The 23,547-nt window shown below is 29.7% G+C and carries 23 protein-coding genes, 1 pseudogene and 1 riboswitch; of the genes and pseudogenes, 5 read left to right on the top strand and 19 right to left on the bottom strand.

The genetic code is table 11. From position 1 onward, the window contains the following. Positions 1–114: 114 nt before the first annotated feature. Positions 115–333, top strand: a complete 219-nt coding sequence (locus BS62_RS03115; protein WP_496489778.1) for a DUF1659 domain-containing protein — start codon at positions 115–117, stop codon at positions 331–333. Positions 334–365: 32 nt separating this feature from the next. Next, positions 366–587: a DUF2922 domain-containing protein gene (locus BS62_RS03110; RefSeq protein WP_496489777.1), complete on the top strand. Its 222-nt coding sequence runs from the start codon at positions 366–368 to the stop codon at positions 585–587. A 55-nt stretch (positions 588–642) separates the two neighbouring features. On the opposite strand, the gene BS62_RS03105 is transcribed toward BS62_RS03110, so the two are convergent. From BS62_RS03105 to BS62_RS03085, 5 genes are all read right to left on the bottom strand, one after another. Continuing rightward, positions 643–1,074, bottom strand: a complete 432-nt coding sequence (locus BS62_RS03105) for a flavodoxin (RefSeq protein WP_496489776.1) — start codon at positions 1,072–1,074, stop codon at positions 643–645. A 40-nt stretch (positions 1,075–1,114) separates the two neighbouring features. Then, positions 1,115–1,711, bottom strand: a complete 597-nt coding sequence (locus BS62_RS03100) for a DUF3793 family protein (RefSeq protein WP_496489775.1) — start codon at positions 1,709–1,711, stop codon at positions 1,115–1,117. 473 nt (positions 1,712–2,184) lie between these two features. After that, on the bottom strand, positions 2,185–2,997 hold the full coding sequence (locus BS62_RS03095) for a S1 family peptidase (protein ID WP_496489774.1): 813 nt from the start codon (positions 2,995–2,997) through the stop codon (positions 2,185–2,187). A 47-nt stretch (positions 2,998–3,044) separates the two neighbouring features. After that, positions 3,045–3,899, bottom strand: coding sequence for an SDR family oxidoreductase (locus BS62_RS03090; protein ID WP_496489773.1), 855 nt, complete (start codon positions 3,897–3,899; stop codon positions 3,045–3,047). Between the two features lie 2 nt (positions 3,900–3,901). Then, on the bottom strand, positions 3,902–4,324 hold the full coding sequence (locus BS62_RS03085) for a MarR family winged helix-turn-helix transcriptional regulator (RefSeq protein WP_496489772.1): 423 nt from the start codon (positions 4,322–4,324) through the stop codon (positions 3,902–3,904). 297 nt (positions 4,325–4,621) lie between these two features. Here BS62_RS03085 and BS62_RS03080 point away from each other — a divergent pair, with 297 nt between their 5' ends. Beyond that, entirely contained in the window at positions 4,622–5,293 is a 672-nt protein-coding gene (locus BS62_RS03080) for a CAP domain-containing protein (protein ID WP_496489771.1), read from the top strand. A gap of 55 nt (positions 5,294–5,348) precedes the next feature. Here the strand turns inward: BS62_RS03080 and BS62_RS03075 are convergent, their stop codons facing one another. Both BS62_RS03075 and BS62_RS03070 read right to left on the bottom strand, forming a co-directional pair. Beyond that, entirely contained in the window at positions 5,349–5,888 is a 540-nt protein-coding gene (locus BS62_RS03075) for a flavodoxin domain-containing protein (RefSeq protein ID WP_496489770.1), read from the bottom strand. 199 nt (positions 5,889–6,087) lie between these two features. Then, positions 6,088–6,531: a hypothetical protein gene (locus tag BS62_RS03070; protein ID WP_496489769.1), complete on the bottom strand. Its 444-nt coding sequence runs from the start codon at positions 6,529–6,531 to the stop codon at positions 6,088–6,090. Positions 6,532–6,866: 335 nt separating this feature from the next. Here BS62_RS03070 and BS62_RS03065 point away from each other — a divergent pair, with 335 nt between their 5' ends. Continuing rightward, entirely contained in the window at positions 6,867–7,223 is a 357-nt protein-coding gene (locus BS62_RS03065) for a hypothetical protein (RefSeq protein ID WP_496489768.1), read from the top strand. A gap of 371 nt (positions 7,224–7,594) precedes the next feature. Here BS62_RS03065 and BS62_RS03060 read toward each other — a convergent pair. From BS62_RS03060 to BS62_RS03050, 3 genes and pseudogenes are all read right to left on the bottom strand, one after another. Continuing rightward, positions 7,595–7,977 (bottom strand): annotated as a pseudogene (locus BS62_RS03060) (N-acetyltransferase). A 56-nt stretch (positions 7,978–8,033) separates the two neighbouring features. Then, complete coding sequence (locus BS62_RS03055; RefSeq protein ID WP_496489767.1) at positions 8,034–8,498, bottom strand: GNAT family N-acetyltransferase; 465 nt, start codon at positions 8,496–8,498, stop codon at positions 8,034–8,036. 63 nt (positions 8,499–8,561) lie between these two features. Continuing rightward, positions 8,562–10,223, bottom strand: coding sequence for a S8 family serine peptidase (locus tag BS62_RS03050; protein ID WP_496489766.1), 1,662 nt, complete (start codon positions 10,221–10,223; stop codon positions 8,562–8,564). 247 nt (positions 10,224–10,470) lie between these two features. On the opposite strand from BS62_RS03050, the gene BS62_RS03045 reads away from it, so the two are divergent. Then, the gene (locus BS62_RS03045; RefSeq protein ID WP_496489765.1) at positions 10,471–12,141 is read left to right on the top strand and encodes a ribonuclease J; all 1,671 of its coding nucleotides are present in this window, start codon (positions 10,471–10,473) and stop codon (positions 12,139–12,141) included. 46 nt (positions 12,142–12,187) lie between these two features. Here the strand turns inward: BS62_RS03045 and BS62_RS03040 are convergent, their stop codons facing one another. The 9 genes from BS62_RS03040 to BS62_RS03000 all read right to left on the bottom strand — a co-directional run bounded on the left by BS62_RS03040 (position 12,188) and on the right by BS62_RS03000 (position 23,526). Beyond that, positions 12,188–13,351: an aldo/keto reductase gene (locus BS62_RS03040; RefSeq protein ID WP_496489764.1), complete on the bottom strand. Its 1,164-nt coding sequence runs from the start codon at positions 13,349–13,351 to the stop codon at positions 12,188–12,190. Positions 13,352–13,389: 38 nt separating this feature from the next. Next, positions 13,390–13,554, bottom strand: coding sequence for a hypothetical protein (locus BS62_RS03035; RefSeq protein WP_496489763.1), 165 nt, complete (start codon positions 13,552–13,554; stop codon positions 13,390–13,392). Between the two features lie 29 nt (positions 13,555–13,583). After that, positions 13,584–15,881, bottom strand: a complete 2,298-nt coding sequence (gene helD / locus BS62_RS03030) for an RNA polymerase recycling motor HelD (protein ID WP_496489762.1) — start codon at positions 15,879–15,881, stop codon at positions 13,584–13,586. Positions 15,882–15,987: 106 nt separating this feature from the next. After that, the gene (locus BS62_RS03025) at positions 15,988–17,121 is read right to left on the bottom strand and encodes an AI-2E family transporter (RefSeq protein WP_496489761.1); all 1,134 of its coding nucleotides are present in this window, start codon (positions 17,119–17,121) and stop codon (positions 15,988–15,990) included. 149 nt (positions 17,122–17,270) lie between these two features. After that, positions 17,271–18,869 carry an amidohydrolase gene (locus tag BS62_RS03020; protein ID WP_496489760.1) on the bottom strand — a complete coding sequence of 533 codons (1,599 nt, stop codon included), beginning with the start codon at positions 18,867–18,869 and terminating at the stop codon, positions 17,271–17,273. A 12-nt stretch (positions 18,870–18,881) separates the two neighbouring features. Further along, positions 18,882–20,273 (bottom strand): APC family permease, encoded by a 1,392-nt coding sequence (locus BS62_RS03015; protein WP_496489759.1) that lies wholly within the window; start codon positions 20,271–20,273, stop codon positions 18,882–18,884. Between the two features lie 120 nt (positions 20,274–20,393). After that, positions 20,394–20,576, bottom strand: a riboswitch (Lysine riboswitch). Positions 20,577–20,666: 90 nt separating this feature from the next. Further along, a complete protein-coding gene (locus BS62_RS03010; RefSeq protein ID WP_496489758.1) occupies positions 20,667–21,155 on the bottom strand; it encodes a prolyl-tRNA synthetase associated domain-containing protein in 489 nt (162 codons plus the stop codon). A gap of 94 nt (positions 21,156–21,249) precedes the next feature. Continuing rightward, the gene (locus tag BS62_RS03005; protein ID WP_496489757.1) at positions 21,250–21,873 is read right to left on the bottom strand and encodes a GyrI-like domain-containing protein; all 624 of its coding nucleotides are present in this window, start codon (positions 21,871–21,873) and stop codon (positions 21,250–21,252) included. Positions 21,874–22,023: 150 nt separating this feature from the next. Then, positions 22,024–23,526 carry a glycine betaine uptake BCCT transporter gene (locus tag BS62_RS03000; RefSeq protein WP_496489756.1) on the bottom strand — a complete coding sequence of 501 codons (1,503 nt, stop codon included), beginning with the start codon at positions 23,524–23,526 and terminating at the stop codon, positions 22,024–22,026. Positions 23,527–23,547: the final 21 nt, after the last annotated feature.

Raw genomic sequence — 23,547 nt, 5'->3', positions numbered from 1 at the left:
TATATATATAATTTGTTGATTTATTATTAAACTAATTTTCAAAACTACTTTTCTGTTTACTATATTTAATCCCCTATATAATTTGATTAACTTAAAGGAAAGGAGGTAGGTATAATGGCTATAGAAATAAACAATCTTTCTTCACTAAAGATAAAATTATCTTTAGGCCTTGATGAACATGGTAAGGCCATAACTAGATCTAAAACATTTGGTGCCCTAAAGCACGATGCATTAGCTGATGATGTTTTAGCTGTTGCAGATGCTTTTGTTGGTCTTCAACCACACGATTTAATGGATGTTTTAAAAGTAGATAATACATCTATATCTGCTTAGTAACTTAAAAGTTTAGGAAAGGAGGTGATTTTATGGTTAAAACTAGATTGGTTATGACTTTTGTAGATAGCATAGGTCAAAATATATCTATGTCAATAGATGATCCTAGAGCTGATATAACAGAAGTTGAAGTAACTGCTGCTATGAATTTAATAGTTGAGAAAAATGTTTTTAAGCCAAAAGGCTCTGATTTAGTGGGCATTGTTGAAGCTAAAATAATAGCTACTGATACTACTGAGTTTGAATTAGCATAGTAAAAAACCTAAATATTAGTCACCTTTTTTGGTATCTAATATTTAGGTTTTATTCTTAACTATTAGCTAATTTTTTTCCTAAATCTTTACATAAACTTATACCCTCTTCATCAGGTGTTAAATTTATTATTAATCCATCATCTACTAATTTTGCACCATAGTTAATCATTCTATCTTGCCAATCTCTCATCCATTCACCATCGCCCCAATCATATGATCCAAATAAGGCAAATGCTTTATCATTGTAATCTATATCACTTAGTGATTCTATAAATGGTTCCATAGTATCATCTTCTAAAACTTCAGATCCCATAGAAGGGCAACCAAGTGCGATCAAATCCGAATTTATAACATCTTCTTTAGTAGCTTCTTCAACAGTAAGGACTTTAACTGAATCACCATTAACTTTCGCACCTTCTGCTATGGCATTGGCCATCATTTCTGTGTTACCTGTACCACTCCAGAAAATAACTGTAATATTTTTCATATTATCCCTCCTAAATTTAATATTAAGTAGCTTTATAAAATTAAATTAAAGCTAACACTCTTTCAGGTGTGTATTGATTTAATAGGTTTCTTATCTTATCTTTTGCATCTAAAAATTCTTTCAATTTTTTATCTGACAATCTTGAATCTCCATACACCCTCCAACCGTTAACTTTAGTAAGTTTGAGAGAAGGATGCCCTATAAACCCTAAAATATCTTTCAATGGATAACCTAAAAACACTCCTATTTCACTTGGGATAAACCCATCTTCGATTTTCTCTATTATAAACTTTAAATATTCCTGAAGATTATACTCATTTGGATAACCAACAGATTTAAGAAATTTTATATTTCTACTTTCAGATAAGTGATTATCAAGTGACGTAGGGTTATAAAATAATACTTTTATACTTGTGTTTTTATATTTAATTATTTTATATGAAATCCTATGACAATTACCTATGTATTTTTCTATTTTTTCAACTTTGTTTTGTAATTTACTATCGTATTTCGGTAAACTAATTAATTCTGCAGGTTTTGATCCAATGAGAACGGGTCCTAATACTTCAACTAACCAAGCCAAGAAATCATCTTCATTTTTATCTCTGAAAATACATGAATTGGATTTATAAGACATCTTCTTCCCTCCTTATTTTAAATCATAAAGCGTTGATAATTTTTATTTATTGATAATAATTATCATTATCTTTAATTAGATACTATCACATTATTTTCCACTTGTAAATATGTTTTCTTATATATTTTTTCAATTTTAAAAAAATAAAAGACCAGCAAATTTGCTAGTCTTATTTCATGATATATAAAAACTATATCTTGTTTTACATAAGTTCATTTATATTATATCTTGCCATAGTATATTCATTAACGTATTTACCATTTCTAATAGCTGAATATTTTTTCATAATATCTTCTGAATCCTCTGCTCTTACAGGCCTTATTATTATATTAATTAAAAATCCCCCCTATTTATTTTAATTTATATTTCGTCATAAATTATTTCTGCGTAGTTTATAAAAATTGTTCATTTAATTTAATTCGGAAGTTAGAATTTATCATACTATCAATTGTGTTCAAATACTAACATATAAACTAAATTTGTGAGTTATTACCCCATTGGTCTAAGAAGTCGTTTATTTTATCGCTTGGCATAGCCATTCCATATCCGAAATTCCCAAATACATTTCTGCCCCCTCCAAGATTAATTCCAACAATTTCAAAATCCTTATTCATTAAAACACTACCACTACTTCCTTTATCTATATAAGCAGAATGCTTTAAATTTTTATATTGTGTTTTTCCAGTCTCGTCGTTAAATCCTATAAGTTTTTTAGATGTTATTTTTCCGTATGTTATAATATTTCTTTCTTCGTTATATGGATTACCAATAGCAACCACTTTATCCCCGTATTTGGCTGTTACATCTGATATATCAAGAACTTTTAGATTGGCATCTGATTCAAAACTCAAAACAGCTAAATCGTATTTTTCATCATAATACTCAACACTTGCAATTGGAAACTGATTATAATATTCAGTTAATCCTGTATATTTACCACCAGTTGAGATATACTTGTTAAAAGTGGGTTCATTATAGGCAAGTGTAATTAATTTAGTATTTTTTAAAGAATCAATTGCATGGTAAGCAGTAAGGGCATAATATTTATTCCCTACACGTTTAAATATTACACCACTAAATCCAACCGAATAACTAGTATGATTCCCTTCGGAAGTCTTATTGATTATTTCAATATTTGCTGACAAGATTTCATCTGAAATTCTTTCGCTTATTTCCGTGTAAACTCTATTTTTACAAATATATGAGTACACAAATGAATGCATAACTAAGAAAATGCCAGTACAAACTATCGCCATAGTTATGATTCTTTTTCTTTTTGTATTCATAGTTTCCCCCCTATAAACTTTTATTTTATATAGTATCCAACTAAATTTTACATAAGTTTATTTATATTTTCTCTTGCAAACTCTTCAAAAGTCCTCGGATTCTTTCCTGTTAGCTTATAAAATTCATCTGTTACTTCTTTTGCAGTACCCATTCTCGTCATAAAATAAAGGGCTACAGTGACATTTACGTATTCTTTATCAAGTCCACGGTTTTTTATATAATGATTTCTATATTTTAAATACCCTGGTTTATCATATGTAATTTTTCTTCCTGTAATGTTACTTAAAATTTCTGCTACCTGATAATAATCTAGGGCTTGAGATCCTGTAATAGTGTGAGCACTATTTTTATATTTTTCAGCCTCATGCAGTAAAGTCGCAACAGAAAGTCCTATATCTTTAGCATCAATAAAACTAGTCTTACTTTTTCCTGCTGGCACAAATATCTTGTCTTGTTCTCTAATTTCTACTGAATGTATCCCGGAGACATTTTGCATAAAAAATCCTGGACGTATATGAGCATAAGGTACTCCTACTTTTTCAATATATTTTTCTATTTTATGATGTGGGGGTATTGTGTTGTTCTCAACTCCCATTAATGATAAGAAAGAAACTAATTTAACATCCTTTGACTTCATAGCATCGATAAAAGGATATAAATCTTGTGGTTTTCCAAGGTGAGGTGGTCTCATTAGAAATACTCTATCTACATCATTTAAAGCATTGTCAAATGTATTTTCCTTAGTGAAATCAAATTCAACTATTTCTACTTTGTCACCAAACATCTTATTAAGTTTTTTAGTGTTTGTACCTGCAGCTACTACTTCTTCTCCCATTTTTAATAATTCTTTTACTACATAATTTCCCACATTCCCAGAAGCCCCTGTTACTAATACTTTCATACCTATATCTCCTCACTTAATATGATATTTGCTTTGTTCATTAATTCGATAAATAAATCAAATTCTTTATTGCCCATCTTTTCTTTAAGTAACTCCATTGTTTTAACATACTCATTGTATGTAGATTCAATAAGATCTTTTCCTTTATTAGTAACTGAGACGTTATAACTTCTATTGTCTTTAGATGATGGTGTTTTAATTAAGTAACCACTTTTAATTAAGGAATTTATCATAGAAGTTACAGAAGGCTTAGTAATTCTAAAAAATCTACTAATCATTATAGGAGTAACAGAATTATTTTGTTTTTGTGTGAATATTAATACACCCATTTCACTGGATCTAATTGGCAAATCTCTTTTAGAGTTCATTTGTAAACGGCAAAACATTGCTACTATATCTGCGCTCATACTAATCTCATTAACCACTTTACACCTCCAATAGTTAGTCTGACTAACTATATTTTAATATTAAAGTGTATTTATATCAATTAAAATAATAATTTAATAAAGTTAATTTTATTTCTTACCCCTTGGGTATTGAGATATATAGATTTTATCTACTGGAAGAATTTGTGGGTTTGAAAATATATAACCACATGATATACTATGTTCATCGCAAAAGTTACAAAACAGTTACAAAACCACATTAACCAAAAAATTCTTAAATTAACTTATAGATATGAATATATTCCATTAACTCTAAATCATAAGGAGGATACAACCATGATAAAAAGAGCGAAGAAAATATTATCATATACAATGTTAGGTATGTTATTAACACTTCCGATGGCAAACAGCGCAGACGCTTTATCTAATACAACAACTACTTCTTATAACACTTATTTACAACAATACTTCAGTAAATATTCTAAAACTCCTACTACAACTACAGTAAAACAACCAACTACAACTACTAACACAACAACTTCTTCTCCAGCACCAGCCCCTACTACAAACACAACAACAACTGCACCTACTACTACAAATACTACTACTTCAACAAATACGTTTAGTGCACAGCAGCAAGAAGTATTAAATATAGTAAATAAAGAAAGAGCTGCAAAAGGATTAAGTGCTCTTAAGTTTAATGCTGAATTATCAAAAGTTGCTACAACAAAGTCACAAGATATGATAGATAAAGGTTACTTTGATCACAATTCACCAACTTACGGTTCGCCATTTGATATGATGAAAAAGTTTGGTATAACTTATAAAACTGCCGGTGAAAACATAGCTATGGGTCAAAAAACTCCACAGGAAGTTATGACTGCTTGGATGAACTCTGAAGGTCATAGAAAAAATATATTAAACTCTAGCTTTACGGAAATAGGTATAGGTATAGCTAAAGATAAAAACGGTAGATTATATTGGACTCAAATGTTTATAGGTAGATAATAATTACAATTAAATATAAATAACACAAAAAAGATAGGGTTCTTAATTAAGAACCCTATCTTTTTATTTGTGAAAGTACATATTCAATCATTGGGTCAATATTTTCTTTCTTTGTGTAATCTACTGGTTTATCATATATAGCAAGCATTCCTTTTTCATCGTTTGTTAATTCTTCTGGTTTTTTGCTTTTTATTTTAATTTTTAATAAATTCATAAGTAGTTTGTCAAAGAGATTTAGTTTCTTATAGTTAAAGCCTCCTCTAACATAAAAGAATTTAATATACTCTTGCTGCTCTTTAGTAAAATTTTGGTCTCTAACTTCACTTACTACTTCTTCTCTTGATGGTGATGCTCCTGTTGCAAAAACAACTATCTTTTTATCTTTAAGCTTATCTATATTATTCGTTATCAATTTTACTCCATTTATACCTACAGCATGTAAGCCGCCCCCAAAAAATATGGTATCATAATGATTAAGCATATTTATATTTACCTTTGATGCTTCATAGATATCAGCCTTTAAGTCTTCTGCAATCCATTCTGCATATTTCTTCGTAAAACCTGTTTTAGACTTATATATTACAACTGTTTTCATTATCTGCCTCCCTATTGTATATCTTGACCAGAGTTTTTAAATTTTTCAATCTTAATAATCGTACTTCCTAAATTTAATATATATTTTATTATCACTCCCCTATTATAATTATATATGTTTTCTAACTTATATTTACAAAAATAAAAATAAAAGGTATCATCTTTGCAAGAGATGATACCTTCCTTGTTTTATATTATATTTATTTTATTTCTAGATTAAATTCACTAAGACTTCCTTTTGGACTTGGATATTCTCCATACAATTCAGTCAATAACCCATTTAATTTTTTTATAAATTCTTTTTCGTTTTCACATTCTGTTACATTCATATAATTCCCATTACCTTCATATATTCCGTATATTAAAATATCATCTTTCGAATTTATGGATATATTGTAAAAGATCTCAAACACTTTGATAAATTCACTTTCTACTATGTTTTCATCTTCTTTAATTGAATTATTAACTATATCTTCAAATCTTTCTATTACGAAATCTTCAAAGTAAAAAAGTCCTAATCTTCTTAAATTGTCAGTATCAAAAAAAAGTTCTTCTATACTACCGTCTGAAATTTTTTCATATTCTCCTGTTGTGTCAATTAAACGCAAAACATTTACATTGATGTCTTTAACCTTAAAATTCATATCTATGCCTCCATTTTTTCTTTCGTTGTAAAAACTGAAACCATTTCTATTATAAATTATAACACTCCTATATACATTTTGTATATTTATAAGTACTTATACATGAACGTTGTAGCTGATTGCTATTTGTAGAAAATGTTTATAGGTAGATAATAATTACAATAAAATACAAATTACGCCAAAAAAATAGAGTTTTTGACTAAAAATCCTATATTTTTATTTATTCCTTAAAATTAGAAGGATATTTAAATACCAATATAGAATGTATATCAATAGTTGTCAGGACCTCATTCTGACTATTAATATTAACTAACGAATTGTTTAGGAGGATTAAAATGAACAGTTTAAAAACTTATCTAGCTATTAAAGAATTTAATCAAGAAGATTCAAGAGAAATTATATTAAGTAAAATAAATGACTTATTTGACACAGGTTATAATTTTTCAAATCTTATCAAGAAAGAAGAAGATAAATTAGGTTCAAAAGATGCTCTAACTTATAATTCAACAATTGAAGAAATATTTTATAAAAATACAGAAGAGGATTTAGCTATATCCCAAATTCCAGATCTAATAAATATTATAGGAAATAATATAACTGAGTTAACTATAGAAGAATATATAAATTTTGAGATTGTATCTATAGACAGAAGTGATGTAGTTACAGTAGCTATATCAATAAATAAAAAGTAGCAGGATTACTCACGTGAAAAAGGGTGTGTTTTTAACAAAAAACACACCCTTTTTATTTTAAAAGCTATACATAAGATTTAAAAAAACTATGTCTTATGAACTAGCCTTTTACTCATTTAAAATTTTCTGTTTCTTTAATATTTTAATTTTTTTCCTTAAGCCTATTCCCAGTGATAATAACAAAAAGCCTAGTAAAATCACAATTATACCTAAGATAAGATTAGTATATTGAATTCCAAATCCTCCATAGTTTTGAATATTTGTCAAACCAATATGAATATTTGAAATACCTATAAAAAATTCAGCAAATGCAAGTATAAACCAAAATTGCTATATATTTTATTAAATATAAAAAAGGTAGTGATTAATCACTACCACCTCATTACATACTCCATAAAACCAGAGTCTTCATTTGGCTGTTTTCTTACTATAGTAAAACCACAGATTTTATAGAAATTTACTGCATTTATGTTATCTACATAAACACATAGCTCTAAACTTGAGTATAACTTCTTACAATAATTAAGTAGTTTTTTCCAATACCTTTACCTTGATATTCCTCTGAAACAAATAATGCTCCTATAAATGAATTGTTAATAATACTTATAAACCCCTTCACTTCATTATCTTCCTCATATACAAAAGTTTGAGAAATAGGTATATATTCATTTTTGACTAAATCATAATTTCTAGTCCAATAGGTTTCTGGTATAAAATTATGTGCACTAATATTAGTCTTTAACCAAATATCCATAATCTTACTTATTTGTGAATTATCTAATTGCTTAATCATATTATACTCCTTTTATGTTATTCTCTTGATTTAATCATTAGATATTCTGTTATTCCATCTCTATATAAATTAGGTATATCTCCTATCTCAGAATACCCTATTTTCTCATATAATTTTTTTGCCCTTAAATTAAAATCCCCTACTACTAAAAACAGTTTTGCGTAATCTTTAAAACAAATATCTTCAGCAAACTCTAATAGTTTTTTTCCTATTCCTTGGTTGCGATTTTCTTCCTTTACAGCAATAATATGTATATATGGGAATGAATGAAAAATTCCATTTAAAATAAGCCATATAAACCCCTTGCAGTTGTTATTATCATCTATTGCAATATATATTTCACCATTTTCAATGCCTTCTTCTAATGACCTTTTAGCTCTTCCCTTTTCTGTAAAATACCTTTTTCCTAGTTCAGAGTTTAATAATGCATCTTCACAATCATTAATATAATCCATGTTTCCTTTTACAATCTTTATTTCCATAACTAAAAATACACCTCTAATCTTAAGTAAAAAAAATTAACTTCTTAATATTATACTAGATTTTTATCTAAATTGGTCAAACATTCCCCTTATATCTAGTAATCCATAACCGTAAGACACATTTGGATATGTTATATCTGGGAATTTTCTAGCTCCTTGCATCATATATGCTTTTATCATTTGAACAAATGCTGACTTAGGATTAGCTCCATTAACTAATATATATTGCAAAAATAATGCAACTGCACCAGAAGCATGTGCTCCCGCTGCACTACTTCCTGTTAAGTTACCGTATCCTCCACCTGGATAAGTAGATATTATATTAACCCCTGGACCTACAATGTCTGGCTTTAACTTTTCGAGTCTTGTTGGACCTCTAGATGAAGATTGCCATATACTGTTATTTACAGTATTATATGTTCCAACTGTAATCATTTCATTTGACGATGAAGGATAGTTTAATGTTCCAAAAGGGTCTGCTTCTGAAAATTTAGTTCCTGGCTGTATTAAAGATCTATTTGGCAAATATATGTCATAATGTCCATCAATTATATAGTCGCCACTTAATCTAATGGTCCATATTCCCGGCTTTATATCTCTAAGAGTTATTATTGTAAGTTGATCGCCAGTATGAAAATCAGGATATGAATAAAATATTTCATATATTGTAAGTTCATAGTCAAATATTCCAGTAATTGTAATTAAGTCTCTAACTGTTGATGTTTCACTTATTTCTCCTGATGGTGATATTATTGATACCGATATTTTATCAGGTCTTTTACCCCAAAATTGAAGCTGTAAATCTCTTTCATTTGCTCCAACTTCTACTAATATATCTCTATTTTCCCCTTGTATTATAGTCCCTGAATAATGTGTTTGCGTATTCCCTTCATTTCCAGCTGCAGCTATAGTAACTACACCTTTATCTTCATAAAATAATAAATTTTCAAATATAGTTCTTCCAGATACTCCACCAAAATTACTTCCTAAAGATATATTAATAACTAATGGCCTTCTCAGTTCTAATGATTTAAAGTATGCATAGTATATTCCTGCCATTAAATCAACCTTACTGTAATACCCATTAGTTTCTGTTAATTTTACGACTATAAATTCTGCACCTGGTGCTACGCCTACATATTGAGGATTTACTCTACCTCTTCCAGCCGCTATTCCGGCCACTAAAGTTCCATGTCCATTTGTATCTTGTGATAAAGACGAATCATTATTTGCTATAGCTTGATTTATATCATTATTATTATATTCCGCTCCAAATAAAAATGGCTGTGGAGAATTTCCAGCTATTGTTTGGTCCCAAAGATAAGTTATTTTAGATGTACCGTCTTCATATATAAAATCTGGGTGTAGATAATCTATTCCAGTATCTATAACCGCTATTAATACCCCCTCACCTGTTAACGTGTTATATGGATTATTATGAAAAAATAATCCTCCTATTTCACCTACAGCACTTACCCCACTTATCTGATTTTCTTGTCTTTGACCAAGTAAAACCATCGGGGAGTCAACATCAACAAAATCTATCTGTGGTATCTGAAGCAAATCAAAAATACCAACTGGGGTTTCAGTATAAAGTATTCCAACCAATACACTTAATTTAACAAATCTGTGATTAACTCCAAGATTAGAAAGTCCTGCTTCTATATCTCCGTTATAAGATATGAAGTACTTCGTAGGAGTAGATACTATGTATCTAGATTCCACCTTATCCCTCCTTTATATAAATATACTATTATATATATATGATTTTTATTTGTAATAATATTAAGAAACACAACAAAATATATAAATTATGTTTGATTATATTAATTAATAACTAAATAGCTAGAATAATTAACCTATTTTATGTTACTATTATATTAGCGGATAAAAGTGCGTGTTATATATTATTTTATTAGTATGTTCGGAATGCGTTTACATAAATAAATCAAAATGAAAAGGAGATATATAATTGTTTAAAAAATACGAAGACAAAATCAAAGTCATGGCTTTGGGCGGTTTAAATGAAATCGGAAAAAACATGACTGTAATCGAGTACAAAGATGAAATAATGGTCATTGACTGTGGCCTTAGTTTCCCAGAAGACGAAATGCTAGGTATAGATATAGTTATACCGGATATAAGTTATCTACTAAAAAATGTACACAAGGTAAAGGGGATATTTATAACTCATGGACATGAAGACCATATAGGAGCTCTTCCATATGTACTAAAAAAATTAAATGTACCTGTATATGGATCTGACCTTACTATAGGACTAATACAAGTAAAACTAAAAGAACATAGAATAAATAACGCGAACTTAAATGTAGTTAACTCTAGAGATACAATAAGCTTATCTAATATGAAGGTAGAGTTTATAAGAGCTACTCACAGTATACCTGGTGCCTTCTCTATAGCTGTTCATACAGACCAAGGTATAATATTCCATACTGGTGACTTCAAAATAGAATTAACACCAGCAGTTGGTGAAGTTATGGATTTCCATAGAATATGTGAGTTAAGCAAAGAAGGTATATTACTTTTATTAGCTGATAGTACTAATGCTGAAAGACCAGGAACAAATAGGTCAGAAAGAACAGTAGGTTCATCATTTGATGAAATGTTCAAAAAAGCTGGTTCAAGTAGAATAATAGTAGCTACATTTGCATCGAACATATATAGAGTGCAGCAAGTAGTAAACTCTGCTGAAAAATATAATAGAAAAGTAGCAGTATCAGGAAGATCTATGGTAAACCTTGTAAATGTTGGTAGAGAGTTAGGATATTTAGCTATGCCTGATGACATGTTAATAGACTTAAACGATATCCATAAATATGAAGATAATGAGTTAGTTATAATAACTACTGGATCTCAAGGGGAACCTATGGCAGCACTTTCTAGAATGGCTGCAGGTGAGCACAAAAAATTACAAATAAAACATGGGGACTTAATAGCTTTATCTGCGCACCCAATACCAGGAAATGAAAAGCCTGTATCAAAAATTATAAATTCATTATTTGAAAAAGGCGCAGAAGTTATATACGAAGATACTGCTGATATACACGTTTCTGGGCATGCTTGCCAAGAAGAACTAAAATTAATTCATAGATTAACTAATCCTAAGTTCTTTGTTCCAGCCCATGGTGAATACAGACATCTAAAGAAACACGCTGAACTTGCTGAAGACTTAGGAATGCCAAGCCAAAACATATTTATATTAAAAACCGGAGATGTATTTGAACTTAATAAAAAATCTGCAAAAATCTCTGGACAGATACCTACAGGTAGAATTTTAATAGATGGAATTGGCGTTGGAGATGTTGGAAATATTGTTTTAAGAGATAGAAAGCATTTATCTGAAGATGGACTTATAACAGTAGTTGTTACTTTATCTAAAGAAGATGGTAGAATACTTTCAGGTCCAGATATTGTTTCAAGAGGATTTGTATATGTTAGAGAATCTGAAGCTTTAATATCAGAGGCAAAAAACATTGTAACAAATGTTTTAATTGACTGTCAATCTAGAAACATAAAAGAATGGGCATATCTTAAAAATAGTATAAAAGATAACTTAAGAGATTATCTATATCAAAAAACTAAGAGAAATCCAATGATATTACCAATAATAATGGAAGTATAGCATATAAGGGTGATTACAAAAATATTGTAATCACCCTTTTTTAATACTATAACTTCATAAATTTCTTTATAAAAAACCTTGCTGGTTTATAATAAAAACCTTCCATGGTTTTTGAAACCTTAGCTAATTCATCTCTTATTGCAATATTTTGTGGACAGTGTTTTTCACATTTGCCGCATTGTGAACAAAGAGAAGCATTATGCGCTTGAGTTTTCAAGCTTGTTTGCATTACATACTTTCCAATAGCCGATAATTTACCTTCCACCTCTATATCATTGTAACAAGAAAAACATGTAGGAATATCTACCCCTTTTGGGCAAGGGATACAGTAATTGCATCCTGTGCACGGTACTTTGATTTTATCATTTAATATATTACGTACCTTATCAAACAATTCATAATCATCATTAGTAAATGAGTTTGCCTCAGCTTGAGATGCTACTCTTATATTTTCTTCTACCATCTCTTGTGAATTCATACCTGATAATACAACTGTAACCTCTGGATGATTCCATATCCAACGGAATGCCCATTCTGCTGGAGAACGCTTTGTATATGCTTTTTCCCATACATTATAAACTTCTTTTGGTAGTTTTGTTACTAATTTCCCACCTCTTAGTGGCTCCATAATCATAACTGGTAGCCCTTTAGATGCTGCATACTGTAACCCACTTTTTCCTGCTTGTTTATTTTCATCTAGGTAATTATACTGAATCATGCAAAATTCCCAGTCATATGCATCAATAATTTTTATAAATTCATCTCTGCCTCCGTGGTATGAGAATCCAATATTAATAATCTGCCCCTTTTGTTTCTTTTCTTCTATCCATTTTAGAATACCGATATCTACCAGTCTTTGCCAGATATTTATATCTGTTATCATATGTAAGAAATAATAATCAATATAAGTTGTTTGTAGACGCTTTAATTCCTCATTGAAAATCTTATCTAAATCATCATATTTTTTTATTAGGTATGGAGGAAGTTTTGTGGCAACTTTAACACGTTCTCTATACCCTTTTGAAAGTACACGTCCTAATATAGCCTCGCTATTTGGATAAATATATGCTGTATCAAAATAATTTACTCCATTTTCAATAGCATATATAATTTGTTTTTCTACTTCACGTTCATCTTTTGCAAATCTCATACACCCAAAGCCAAGTATAGAAAGCTTATCACCATTTTTTGGATTTACTCTATATTTCATATTAAATCTCATCCCCTTCACTATTTCTAAAATAATCGCTAATACTTTATATAATCAGAAATATCTAAATTATATTCCTTTGCTAATTTAAGGAGTTCATTTTTATTTGCACTGTCTACGTAAACAATAAGTGGCATAATTCCAGAAGGACCAACTTTCTTTAATAAGTCCTTTTTTAGCTTTTTATAATCTATATTATCCACAGCCATCTCTCCTAATTAATATATTTCTATTAACTTTCATAAAAATCAGTATCTATATTATTGAGTATCGGCATAGTTCCTTCTTTGTGATAAATATAAACCTTATGCATCGCCCTTGTTATAGCTACGTATAACAATTTAATATCTAATTCTTCCATTAAATACTCTTCTTCTAAATTAGTTATAAATACAACATCAAATTCTAATCCTTTTGCTAAATAAGACGGTATAATAACAACACCTGCTTCATAACTTTCATCTTTTTCATTTATAATCTTCGTATCTAATATATTGTTTTTATCAAATGCTCTTTTTAGATTTGTACACTCTTCCATAGTCTTACATACAACTGCAATAGATTTATATCCTTCATCTTTTTGTTTCTTTATTTCTTCTTCTAAACATTTTATTAATTCAAGCTCTTTTTTAAAACTTTTACTTTGAGGCTTTTGACCATGTCTAATTACTGGCTTTGCAAGCACTATACCTTCGTTATCTAGCTTATTAATTACTTCATTTGCCAAGTTCATGACTTCTATTGTGGTTCTATAACTTTGAACTAAAGTACTGTAATTACTACTTCCTTTGTCAAATACATTGTTTAATACATCATCCCAGTTATTTATTCCTCTATATGAATGAATACCTTGAGATATATCCCCCAAAATAGTGAACATATTAGTATTTAGTACTTCTTTTAGTGTATAAAATTGAAACAAACTAAAATCTTGTGCTTCATCTATTACTACACTATTTATTTTTATTTTATCTTTAAATCCAAATATTCTATGCTTTAGATAAACAAGTGGTGCATAATCTTCTAATTCTATTTTATTTTCATTTAATAAATCATTTGATAATTTGCATAGATAACTTATTTTATCTTGTGGTAACTCATCATTTGAATATTTATTTATATTTTCCACAGTTAATAATTCTTGATAATAATTAAATAAATCTCCTTTTGAAAAGTTCTCTATATACTTCTTAACTAGGGTTTTCATTTTATTTTGCATAGACTTTAGTGTTTTTTCTTTTTCATCTACTAAAGATACAACTTTTATTTTTCTTTCTTCACTTGGAGGCATATGTTTAAAAGTTTCATCTATTTTTTCTTCATATTTAGCTTCTATACTTGCCAATACGTCTTTTTTTATAAACTTTAGTCTATTAGATAAGGTCTTTTTAATTTCATCTATTCTTTTTTCTAAAGGAAGATATTTTAAATCATTCAAAAACATATTTTTTATATCTTTCTTTGACATTAATATTTTACTTCCTAATGCAAAGTCTATATCTGGAGCAAAGTTACTTTCTATTTCATTTACATAATTGTCCATTATGTCCCTAAAATCCAGTGAGCCTTTGAAACTTGATGTCCATTTTATTAATTCGTTTTCTTCTTTATCTTTTATACTTATTAGCTTAACTAACTTTTCATTAGGAGGTATAAGCTTATGCTTCTTTTCCAAAAGCTCTCCCATAAAGTCAATAAAAGTAGTTTGCTTTACTTTTTCAACACCTAATTCAGGTAACACTTCAGATATATAGTTAATAAATAAATTATTTGGTGCAATTATCATAAAGTTCTCTGGGTCAAATGTTCTTTCATAAGTATATATAAAGTAAGCTATTCTATGAAGAGCTATAGTAGTCTTTCCACTACCTGCAACCCCTTGAACTATAAGTGGCTTGTGCATTGCTGCCCTTATTACTCTATTTTGCTCTGCTTGTATAGTTGATGCAATATCTTTTAGTCTATTGTCTGCATTAGCTTCTAGGGATGCTTGAAGGAAAGTGTCATTAGTAGTTATATCAATATCTAATATGTTTTCTAATTTTCCATCTTCTATTGAATATTGTCTTTTTAGGAATAATTCGCCTTCTTCTTCTCCAACCTCTGTTTTATAAGATACTTCACCTAGTCTTGACTCATAATATAAATTGGCAACACGAGATCTCCAATCTATTATAAGTGGTATATCGTCTTCTGCCCTAAATAAAGATGTTTTTCCAATATACAATTTCTCTGTTTTTTCACTACCCTTGGATCTAAAATCCATTCTAGCAAAGTATGGTTTGTTCTGAGCTCTAGTTAATGCATCGAAATTTCTTTCTGCTGTGTCTAAAAACTGTGTATTTAACATTATACTTATGTAGTTTTCACTGGCATCTTGATCTTCTAAATTTCTCATGGCATCTTTTATATTTTGTCTATATAAATTTTGATAATCCTTTGTGGCTTTTAAAGTTGTTTTTATATAGTCTATTGTATAATCCAATCTTTCTACTTCTTCCTTATAGTTAGGATGTTTTTTTACAGACATCTTATCTCCTTCCAAAATCTATTATTTCTACTACACTATTATATATCTTCTTTTACAATGTGTGTATTAAGTTTTTCCAGTAAATTAAAAAAACTCCTTGGTATTCCTAAGGAGTTTTTTCATTCATCAGACGACTATTAACTTTATTACTAAACAATCTATATATAGTTGCAGTTATTGGAACACTGAAAAGCATCCCAACAATTCCACCTAATCCACCACCTATTATTATTGAAGTAAATACCCAAATCCCTGGAAGCCCTATACTCGACCCTACTACTTTAGGATAAATAAGGTTGTTTTCTAATTGTTGAAGTATAATTATAAAAATCAAGAACAATAAAGCCTTTATTGGACTTACTGTTAACATCATAAAAACTCCTAATGCTGCACCTATATATGCACCGACAACTGGAATTAATGCAGTGGCACTTATAAAAGCTCCAACTGTAACAGCATAAGGGAATCTAAATATAAACATTCCAATAGTACATAAAAGCCCAATTATAACCGCTTCCATACATTGACCTACAATAAAATTTGAAAATGCATCATTAGTAACATGAAAAACATAGTTTATCTTCTTTATAGTTTTATTATTTAAGAATGCCTTCATTACCTTTTTTATCTGCATTAATAATTTCTCTTTACTTATTAGTAGATAAATAGCAAATACCATTGCAATAAGGAAATTCATCAAACTACTAGTTAAAGAGCCTACAAATGACAAGGTAGAATTTAAAATCCCTGTAAGTATACCAGATGTAACAGACATAACATTTCCTAAAATTGCATCAATATCTATTTGCAATGTAGATAATGCATTTTGGACTACCTCATATCTATAGCTATTAGTGATAACAAAATCCTTAACACTTTCTAAAGCTTGTGGGATTGCAGATACTATAACTGAAACTGCATTGACAAATTCAGGTATTACTATTAAAGCTACTATTCCTATTATCCCTATAATTATCAGTATTGATAAAAGAATACAAACAATTCTTCTAGATTCTTTTATAATTTCATTATTTGATTTGGGAAAATATATTTTTTCTAATTTCTTCATTAATATGTTCAAAACATAACCTATAGCTAACCCAAGAACTAGTGGTGAAGCTACGTTTCCAACGTTTCTCAATCCTAATAAGATATTCTCAGAGTACTTCACTAAAAGGACTAAACATGCTGCTAATAAAAAATATTTAGCTATATTTATAAATGTTTTACTATCATTCATTAAATTTCCCCCTCTTCACTATTATAAAAGTAGCATATTAACATATATATTTCAATTCATTTTCATAACTTTTAGAAATATTATAGTAACTAAAAAAAGAGCCACTTGATACCTATTATCTCATGGCTCTTTTAAAAACTATTTATAATTTATCTTTCATATACAAATTGTCCGTCTACCATTGTCTTTTCAACTTTAACATCTTTTATATCTACTTCATCTATAGTAAATATATCTTTATCTAAAACTATTAAATCAGCTACATATCCTGGCTTTAATCTTCCTTTAAAGTCTTCTTTGAATTCATTAAAAGCACTACCATATGTGTATGCATCAATAACATCTTCTAGTTCCATCTTTTCATTAGGATAAAGGCCTCCCTCAGGACTTTGGTCCAATCTCATTCTAGTTACTGCACAGTATATATTAGGGAATGGGTTGCAGTTTTCTACTGGAGAATCTGAACTCATACTAATTGGAGCACCTAATTTGTATAAGGTATTAAAAGCATATGATGTAGATGCTAACTCTTTTCCTACACGATCTTCTACTATTTGAATATCATAGTCTAAGAAAATAGGTTGATACATAACAGGTATATTTAGCTTAGCAATTCTATTTAGCTGTTCCATACTACTTATTTGGCAATGAACAATTCCATGACGAAGGTTGTTATTTCCGTCTTTCATGGTTTTTTCATAGGCATTTATAACACTTTCTACAGCTCCATCACCAATTGCATGAGTTGCTACCCTAATTCCATTTTCTGTTGCTAAGTCAACTAAATCTTGTAATTGTTCATCACTTAATGCTGCTACGCCCCTAACTCCAGGAGCATCTTTATAATCATCTAACATTAAAGCTGTTCTAGCACCTAGTGAACCATCTTTGAATAACTTTAGTGCACCCTTTGATAAGAACTTTTCATCATATGCTCCATATTTATGCTCAGTTTGCAGATATGTTTTGAAATCATTTATATCTTGGAAATTATATTGATAACCATATCTTAACTTAGTTTTTTCGTCAGCATATATATTATTTATAATATCAAACATTTTCTTAAATTCTTTGCTCATAATGTCACATGATTGAATAGACGTTATACCAACACTTAAAGCGTAATTTGCGCCTAGTAAAAATTCTTTTTCTATATCTTCATCACTTTTATTAGGTATAGCTGAACGAATTAAAGCAGTGGCATTTTCGTTAAATACTCCATTTGGCTTATTATCATCTCCAAGTTCAATTACTCCACCATCTACAACAGTGTTTTCATCTACCCCTAACATCTCTACAGCCTTACTATTTCCTACTGCAACGTGTATACATACTCTATCAAATACTATTGGAATTTCTGTAGATATTTTATCTAAATCAAATCTATTTATTAATCTCTTTTCACCAGATACAAAATAATCTTGATTCCATCCACGGCCATATAATGCAGTTAGTCCTTTATTTTCTTTTATATACTTTCTACCTATTTCAATAATATCATCTATTGATCTTGCACTTGTTAAATCACATGAGCTTATTGAATCTCCAACTGATGCAATATGCAAATGACTATCGTTAAACCCTGGTAAAACAGTTTTTTCTTGTAAATCTATAATGTTATCAGAATTGTTTTTTAGTATTTCTTCATTAGTCCCAATTTCCTTAATAACTCCATTTTCAATTAAAACTGCTTCACAAAAATTATTTTTTTCGACATATATTTTTCCGTTTTTTAAAATTGTAATCATAAGACAATCCCCCTATTGAATGTTTCTTCTAGCTTTATTTTTTCTATCAAAGTATATATAAAATATTATACCAATTGCTGGAACAAGTAACCCTATTATTGAAGTTTGAGGATCTTCGATAAATGTATTTACCATTAACCCTAAGAATACTAAAGTTGTTAATATTACTGTAACAGGATATCCAATTACTTTGTAAGGTCTTTCAGCAGTTGGGAACTTTCTTCTATAAATCATAACTGCATATACCCCTAGTGTATTAAACAACATTCCTGAGAATACAACTAATGAAGTTAACTGATTTAAGTCTCTTAATAATACTAATACAATAGATATTATACATTGTACTATTAAAGCATTATGAGGAACTTTGTGTACAGGGTGTAATTTTTTAAAACTTTCAAAGAAGTGACCTTCTTGGCTCATTGCATAATACATTCTAGGGAATGCTAATATACATCCATTTAAAGCTCCAAACATTGCTATTACCATGCCTACTATAACTAATATACTACCTGTATTTCCCATTAACTTTTGTGCTGCATGTGTTCCTAAGTAATATTCATTGCTTGCTATTAAACTTTGAATTTCTTCAAAAGGTATAACTCTGTATATAGAATAATTGAATAATGTATATAATATCGTTATTGAAACTATTGATATAATTATTGCAAGAGGTAGGTTTTTCTTAGGGTTCTTTACCTCTTCAGCTACAGTATTTAAATTTGTCCATCCTTCATATGCCCACAAACTTGCAACAACTGCAAAAGCTACCATACTAATAATTGCTCCGAAGTTAAAATCGCCAGTTACTGGAGCTAAACTTAAATCAGGTGTTACCTTTCCAAATATAAGTCCTAAAACCATTATAATTCCAATAGGTATTAATTTTGCAACCATTGATATATTTTGAAGTCTAGATCCGAATTTAACGCCAAAATAATTTACAACTGTTAATATTATTATAAGTGCAATAGCAACAAATTTAACTGTCCATTCTCCCATAGGAAGTATTGCAGTTAAAGCACTTGGAAGTGCAATTGCCAGTGCTGCAATAGAACCAGGCCCTGCTATTAACCAGTTATTAAAACCACTTAAAAAACCAACTATAGGTGAATATGCTTTACTTAAATATACAGTAAGTCCTCCAGCTCTTGGGTCTGATGCACCGAGTTCTGCGTAACAAATACCACCTAATAACGATATTACTCCTCCCAAAACCCAAGTCAATAAGGCTAGCCCTAAACTCATTCCAGTTCTCATTAATACATATGAACCTAGATAAAATATTCCAGAACCAACCATTATACCGCCTAAAATACTTACTCCACCAAATAAACTAATTTCTTTTTTAAAACCCGAATCCCCACTTTGAATTTGTTGTGATTGTGCTGAGTTATTGTTCATTGTTTTCCTCCCATTTTCTTCCATATTAAAAAATTGTAATAAAAAAACACCTAACAGGCTTGTCAGGTGCTTATGTAAACATAGCAAAGCTAAAGACAATCCTCTCTCCTTTCTGGCTCAATGTGAGATAGCACAACATCAAAGTATCGAGCATATACAATGATGACAGTCCTGTACCTATTTGATACAGACCCAGCAACAGACTTTGGTATCTGATGCTTCGGCGGTGGCTCCTTTTACTATATGTCATAGGTTCCCGACCTCGATATAGTTACTCTTAACAACCGCGCCTCTACCTCACCCTTAAGGATGAGGATTTTTATGAAGTTTTGATTTTTTATAGCTTAACACTATATTAATATGTTGTCAACATTTTCTATATTACTATTTGTTCTAAATGTTCAAATAGTGAATTTTATTTCCATTTTGTTCCACTAGCTTTTTAAGGCCGTCAAAAGCAATCCAAACTGTCGCTGTATTTTCATTAGGATGAACACCAAGTTTTTCTTTATTTATCAAATCTCTATCAAATACAACCTCAACTAAATGATCTTCATCATTTACAACACCTAGAGGAGTTACGGCACCTTTACTAAGGTTTAAATATTTTGATAGTCTTTCTTCAGATGCAAAACTCAAACCAGTAGTCCCAAGTTGCTCTCTTATATTTTTTAGGTCTGCTTGCTTGTCCTTGTTTAGTACAACAAGAAAATGTCTTTTTCCCTTTGCATCTCTAATAAATAAATTCTTGCATACATCTCCATGATCAGAAATACCTAAATCATCCATTTCCTCTATTGTATAAACTGGTGGATGGTTTGTCACCTCGTATGAAATGTTTAATTCATCAAGTTTTTGAAATACCTTTTGTTGCTGTTCCATGTTATCCCTCCTATTTAATAAAATTCCCTAATACTATTATAACCTTTATTCCCAATTAATGGTACTTATATACTAATATTATATTCAATATAATCTAAATCTCTTTTACAGAAAATCTTAAAACAGTTTTTAACTTAGAACTCTCTGTTTTTCTTGGATCTGATAGATATATTTCTCTGTGAAGTTTACTAGCTCTTGTATACCCATTTTCATCACAAAACTTCTCCATTTTATCAAAGCTTTCAGGCTCATCATCAAAACTTCCTATGTGCATAATTTGACAACTTAATCCATCAGTTATTTCACCAAATACTAATTTATCAAGAAATGGATTTGACTTTTTCTTTTTTGTTTGTTCTAAAAATTTCTCAAATAATTCATTTGTCAAAAAATCTGGTTGTCTTATCATTATTGTGTATTTAAAATTATCCTTATCAGTTGCTGGCTTTGTCTTATCAATTAAGTCCCAAATTCCCTCAAGTGGAAAAACTGTATATTCATAGTATCCATTTGGAACGTAATTGCTTTTATATGACATTTTAACAGCATAACTTACACTATATAATGCTTCTGTTGCCTTTGCAAATTCCTCATTATTTGGGTTTCCACTACCACTAACCATTATATATGGCATCTTAGGAACATCAATAATTGTTGGCGTTGTTTTTGGTACATAAATGTGCTTATATGTTTTTCTATACTCTATCTTTTGGCTCATATTTGCGCTCCTTTGTATATTTTTAAGCGTTTTAATCTCTAGTTTATTATAACATAATTTGGAAATCCCTAACCTATATCTGTTAATAACTTTATACACTAAAAAGCGCCAGCACGATTAATAATAACCTTACTGGCACTTTATCAAATATTACTGTTCACTTTTTAGTGCTTTCCAGAGAGATACACATGCAAAAATCATTACAAAAATAAATGGGAACGCCGCAGCAACTGAAGCTGTTTGAAGTGCCTTTAATCCTCCTGCAAGAAGTAATGATGTTGCAAGAAGTGATTGAATTATACCCCATATAATTTTCTTTGAATTTGATGGATTAAGGTCTCCATTAGAGCTAAGCATTCCTAAAACAAACGTAGCAGAGTTTGCTGATGTTATAAAGAATGTGCATAACAAGAATATTGCAATAACTGAAAGTATTGTTCCTAATTTATAGTGACTCATAACAACAAAGAACCCTGTTTCAGGAAAAGCTGCAATATTTTTTAATGCTTCTATATCTAAAACACCATTAATTCCTAAATTTAATCCCATTGTTCCAAATGTAGCAAACCATATAAATGATGCTATTGATGGTGCAACTATAACACCTAAAATAAACTCTCTTATTGTTCTTCCCCTTGATATTCTAGCTATAAAAGTTCCTACAAATGGAGCCCATGCAATCCACCATGCCCAGTAAAAAATTCTCCAACTATTTAGCCATGAATTATCTCCAAAGGCTTCGATTTGTAAGCTATCTTGTATTATAGTCCCTAAATATGAACCGAGTCCATTAGTTAATGAATTTATTATTTTTACTGTGGGTCCTATAATTATTGCCAATAACAATAAACCAAATGCTAAATATAAATTTATATCTGATATTATTTTAATTCCTCTATCAATTCCATCAACAGCCGACCATATAACAATTACAGTTATAACTAAAATTATTATCATCTGAACTATTTGATTTTCAGGAATTCCAAAAACATATTTTAATCCGCTATTTATCTGCAAAGTCCCTATTCCAAGTGATGTTGCAACTCCTGCAACTGTTGCAAATACTGCTAAAACATCTATTGTTTTTCCAATAGGTCCCTTTACCCCTTTTTCCCCAATTAATGGCTCAAATATACTACTTATAAGACCTGGCTTGTTTTTTCTAAACTGAAAATATGCAAGTGCAAGACCTATAATAGCGTAGTTTGCCCATGGGTGAAATCCCCAGTGCATAAATGATGCTTTCATGGCAAAATTTGCTGCTTCTACAGTTCCAGGTTCTATTCCCGGTGGAGCTATAAAGTGTGAAATTGGCTCTGCTACACCCCAAAATACAAGGCCTATTCCCATTCCTGCTCCAAATAACATTGCAAACCATGAAGCTGTATTGTAGTCTGGTTTTGAATTATCAGGTCCAAGTTTTATGTTTCCATATTTACTAAATGCTAACACTAAAGCAAATATTACAAATATTAGCATTGATAATAAATATGCCCATCCAAAATTGTTACTTAAAAAACTAAGAAGTGCATTAGCTGTGTTACTAAAACTATCCTTTGCCAATATAGCCCATAATACTATACTAAATGTAATAGCTAAAGAAATATAATAAACTTGCTTATTAGGCTTTTCTATCTGTGTAGGCGTTCCCATATAATCTCCCCTTATCTTACA

The sequence above is a fragment of the Sporacetigenium mesophilum DSM 16796 genome (assembly GCF_059569055.1).
Note: the sequence above shows the minus strand (reverse complement) of the source record. Positions and strands in the feature narration are given on the sequence as shown.

Bases quoted from the DNA above. Each gene is read 5' to 3' on its own strand.
- BS62_RS03055 (WP_496489767.1), bottom strand. From the start codon at position 8,498: ATGGAAATAAAGATTGTAAAAGGAAACATGGATTATATTAATGATTGT.
- BS62_RS03040 (WP_496489764.1), bottom strand. From the start codon at position 13,351: ATGAAATATAGAGTAAATCCAAAAAATGGTGATAAGCTTTCTATACTT.
- BS62_RS03110 (WP_496489777.1), top strand. From the start codon at position 366: ATGGTTAAAACTAGATTGGTTATGACTTTTGTAGATAGCATAGGTCAA.
- BS62_RS03115 (WP_496489778.1), top strand. From the start codon at position 115: ATGGCTATAGAAATAAACAATCTTTCTTCACTAAAGATAAAATTATCT.
- BS62_RS03015 (WP_496489759.1), bottom strand. From the start codon at position 20,273: ATGAACAATAACTCAGCACAATCACAACAAATTCAAAGTGGGGATTCG.
- BS62_RS03000 (WP_496489756.1), bottom strand. From the start codon at position 23,526: ATGGGAACGCCTACACAGATAGAAAAGCCTAATAAGCAAGTTTATTAT.
- BS62_RS03010 (WP_496489758.1), bottom strand. From the start codon at position 21,155: ATGGAACAGCAACAAAAGGTATTTCAAAAACTTGATGAATTAAACATT.
- BS62_RS03080 (WP_496489771.1), top strand. From the start codon at position 4,622: ATGATAAAAAGAGCGAAGAAAATATTATCATATACAATGTTAGGTATG.
- BS62_RS03090 (WP_496489773.1), bottom strand. From the start codon at position 3,899: ATGAAAGTATTAGTAACAGGGGCTTCTGGGAATGTGGGAAATTATGTA.
- BS62_RS03025 (WP_496489761.1), bottom strand. From the start codon at position 17,121: ATGAATGATAGTAAAACATTTATAAATATAGCTAAATATTTTTTATTA.
- BS62_RS03095 (WP_496489774.1), bottom strand. From the start codon at position 2,997: ATGAATACAAAAAGAAAAAGAATCATAACTATGGCGATAGTTTGTACT.
- helD (WP_496489762.1), bottom strand. From the start codon at position 15,881: ATGTCTGTAAAAAAACATCCTAACTATAAGGAAGAAGTAGAAAGATTG.
- BS62_RS03020 (WP_496489760.1), bottom strand. From the start codon at position 18,869: ATGATTACAATTTTAAAAAACGGAAAAATATATGTCGAAAAAAATAAT.
- BS62_RS03105 (WP_496489776.1), bottom strand. From the start codon at position 1,074: ATGAAAAATATTACAGTTATTTTCTGGAGTGGTACAGGTAACACAGAA.
- BS62_RS03070 (WP_496489769.1), bottom strand. From the start codon at position 6,531: ATGAATTTTAAGGTTAAAGACATCAATGTAAATGTTTTGCGTTTAATT.
- BS62_RS03100 (WP_496489775.1), bottom strand. From the start codon at position 1,711: ATGTCTTATAAATCCAATTCATGTATTTTCAGAGATAAAAATGAAGAT.
- BS62_RS03005 (WP_496489757.1), bottom strand. From the start codon at position 21,873: ATGAGCCAAAAGATAGAGTATAGAAAAACATATAAGCACATTTATGTA.
- BS62_RS03065 (WP_496489768.1), top strand. From the start codon at position 6,867: ATGAACAGTTTAAAAACTTATCTAGCTATTAAAGAATTTAATCAAGAA.
- BS62_RS03075 (WP_496489770.1), bottom strand. From the start codon at position 5,888: ATGAAAACAGTTGTAATATATAAGTCTAAAACAGGTTTTACGAAGAAA.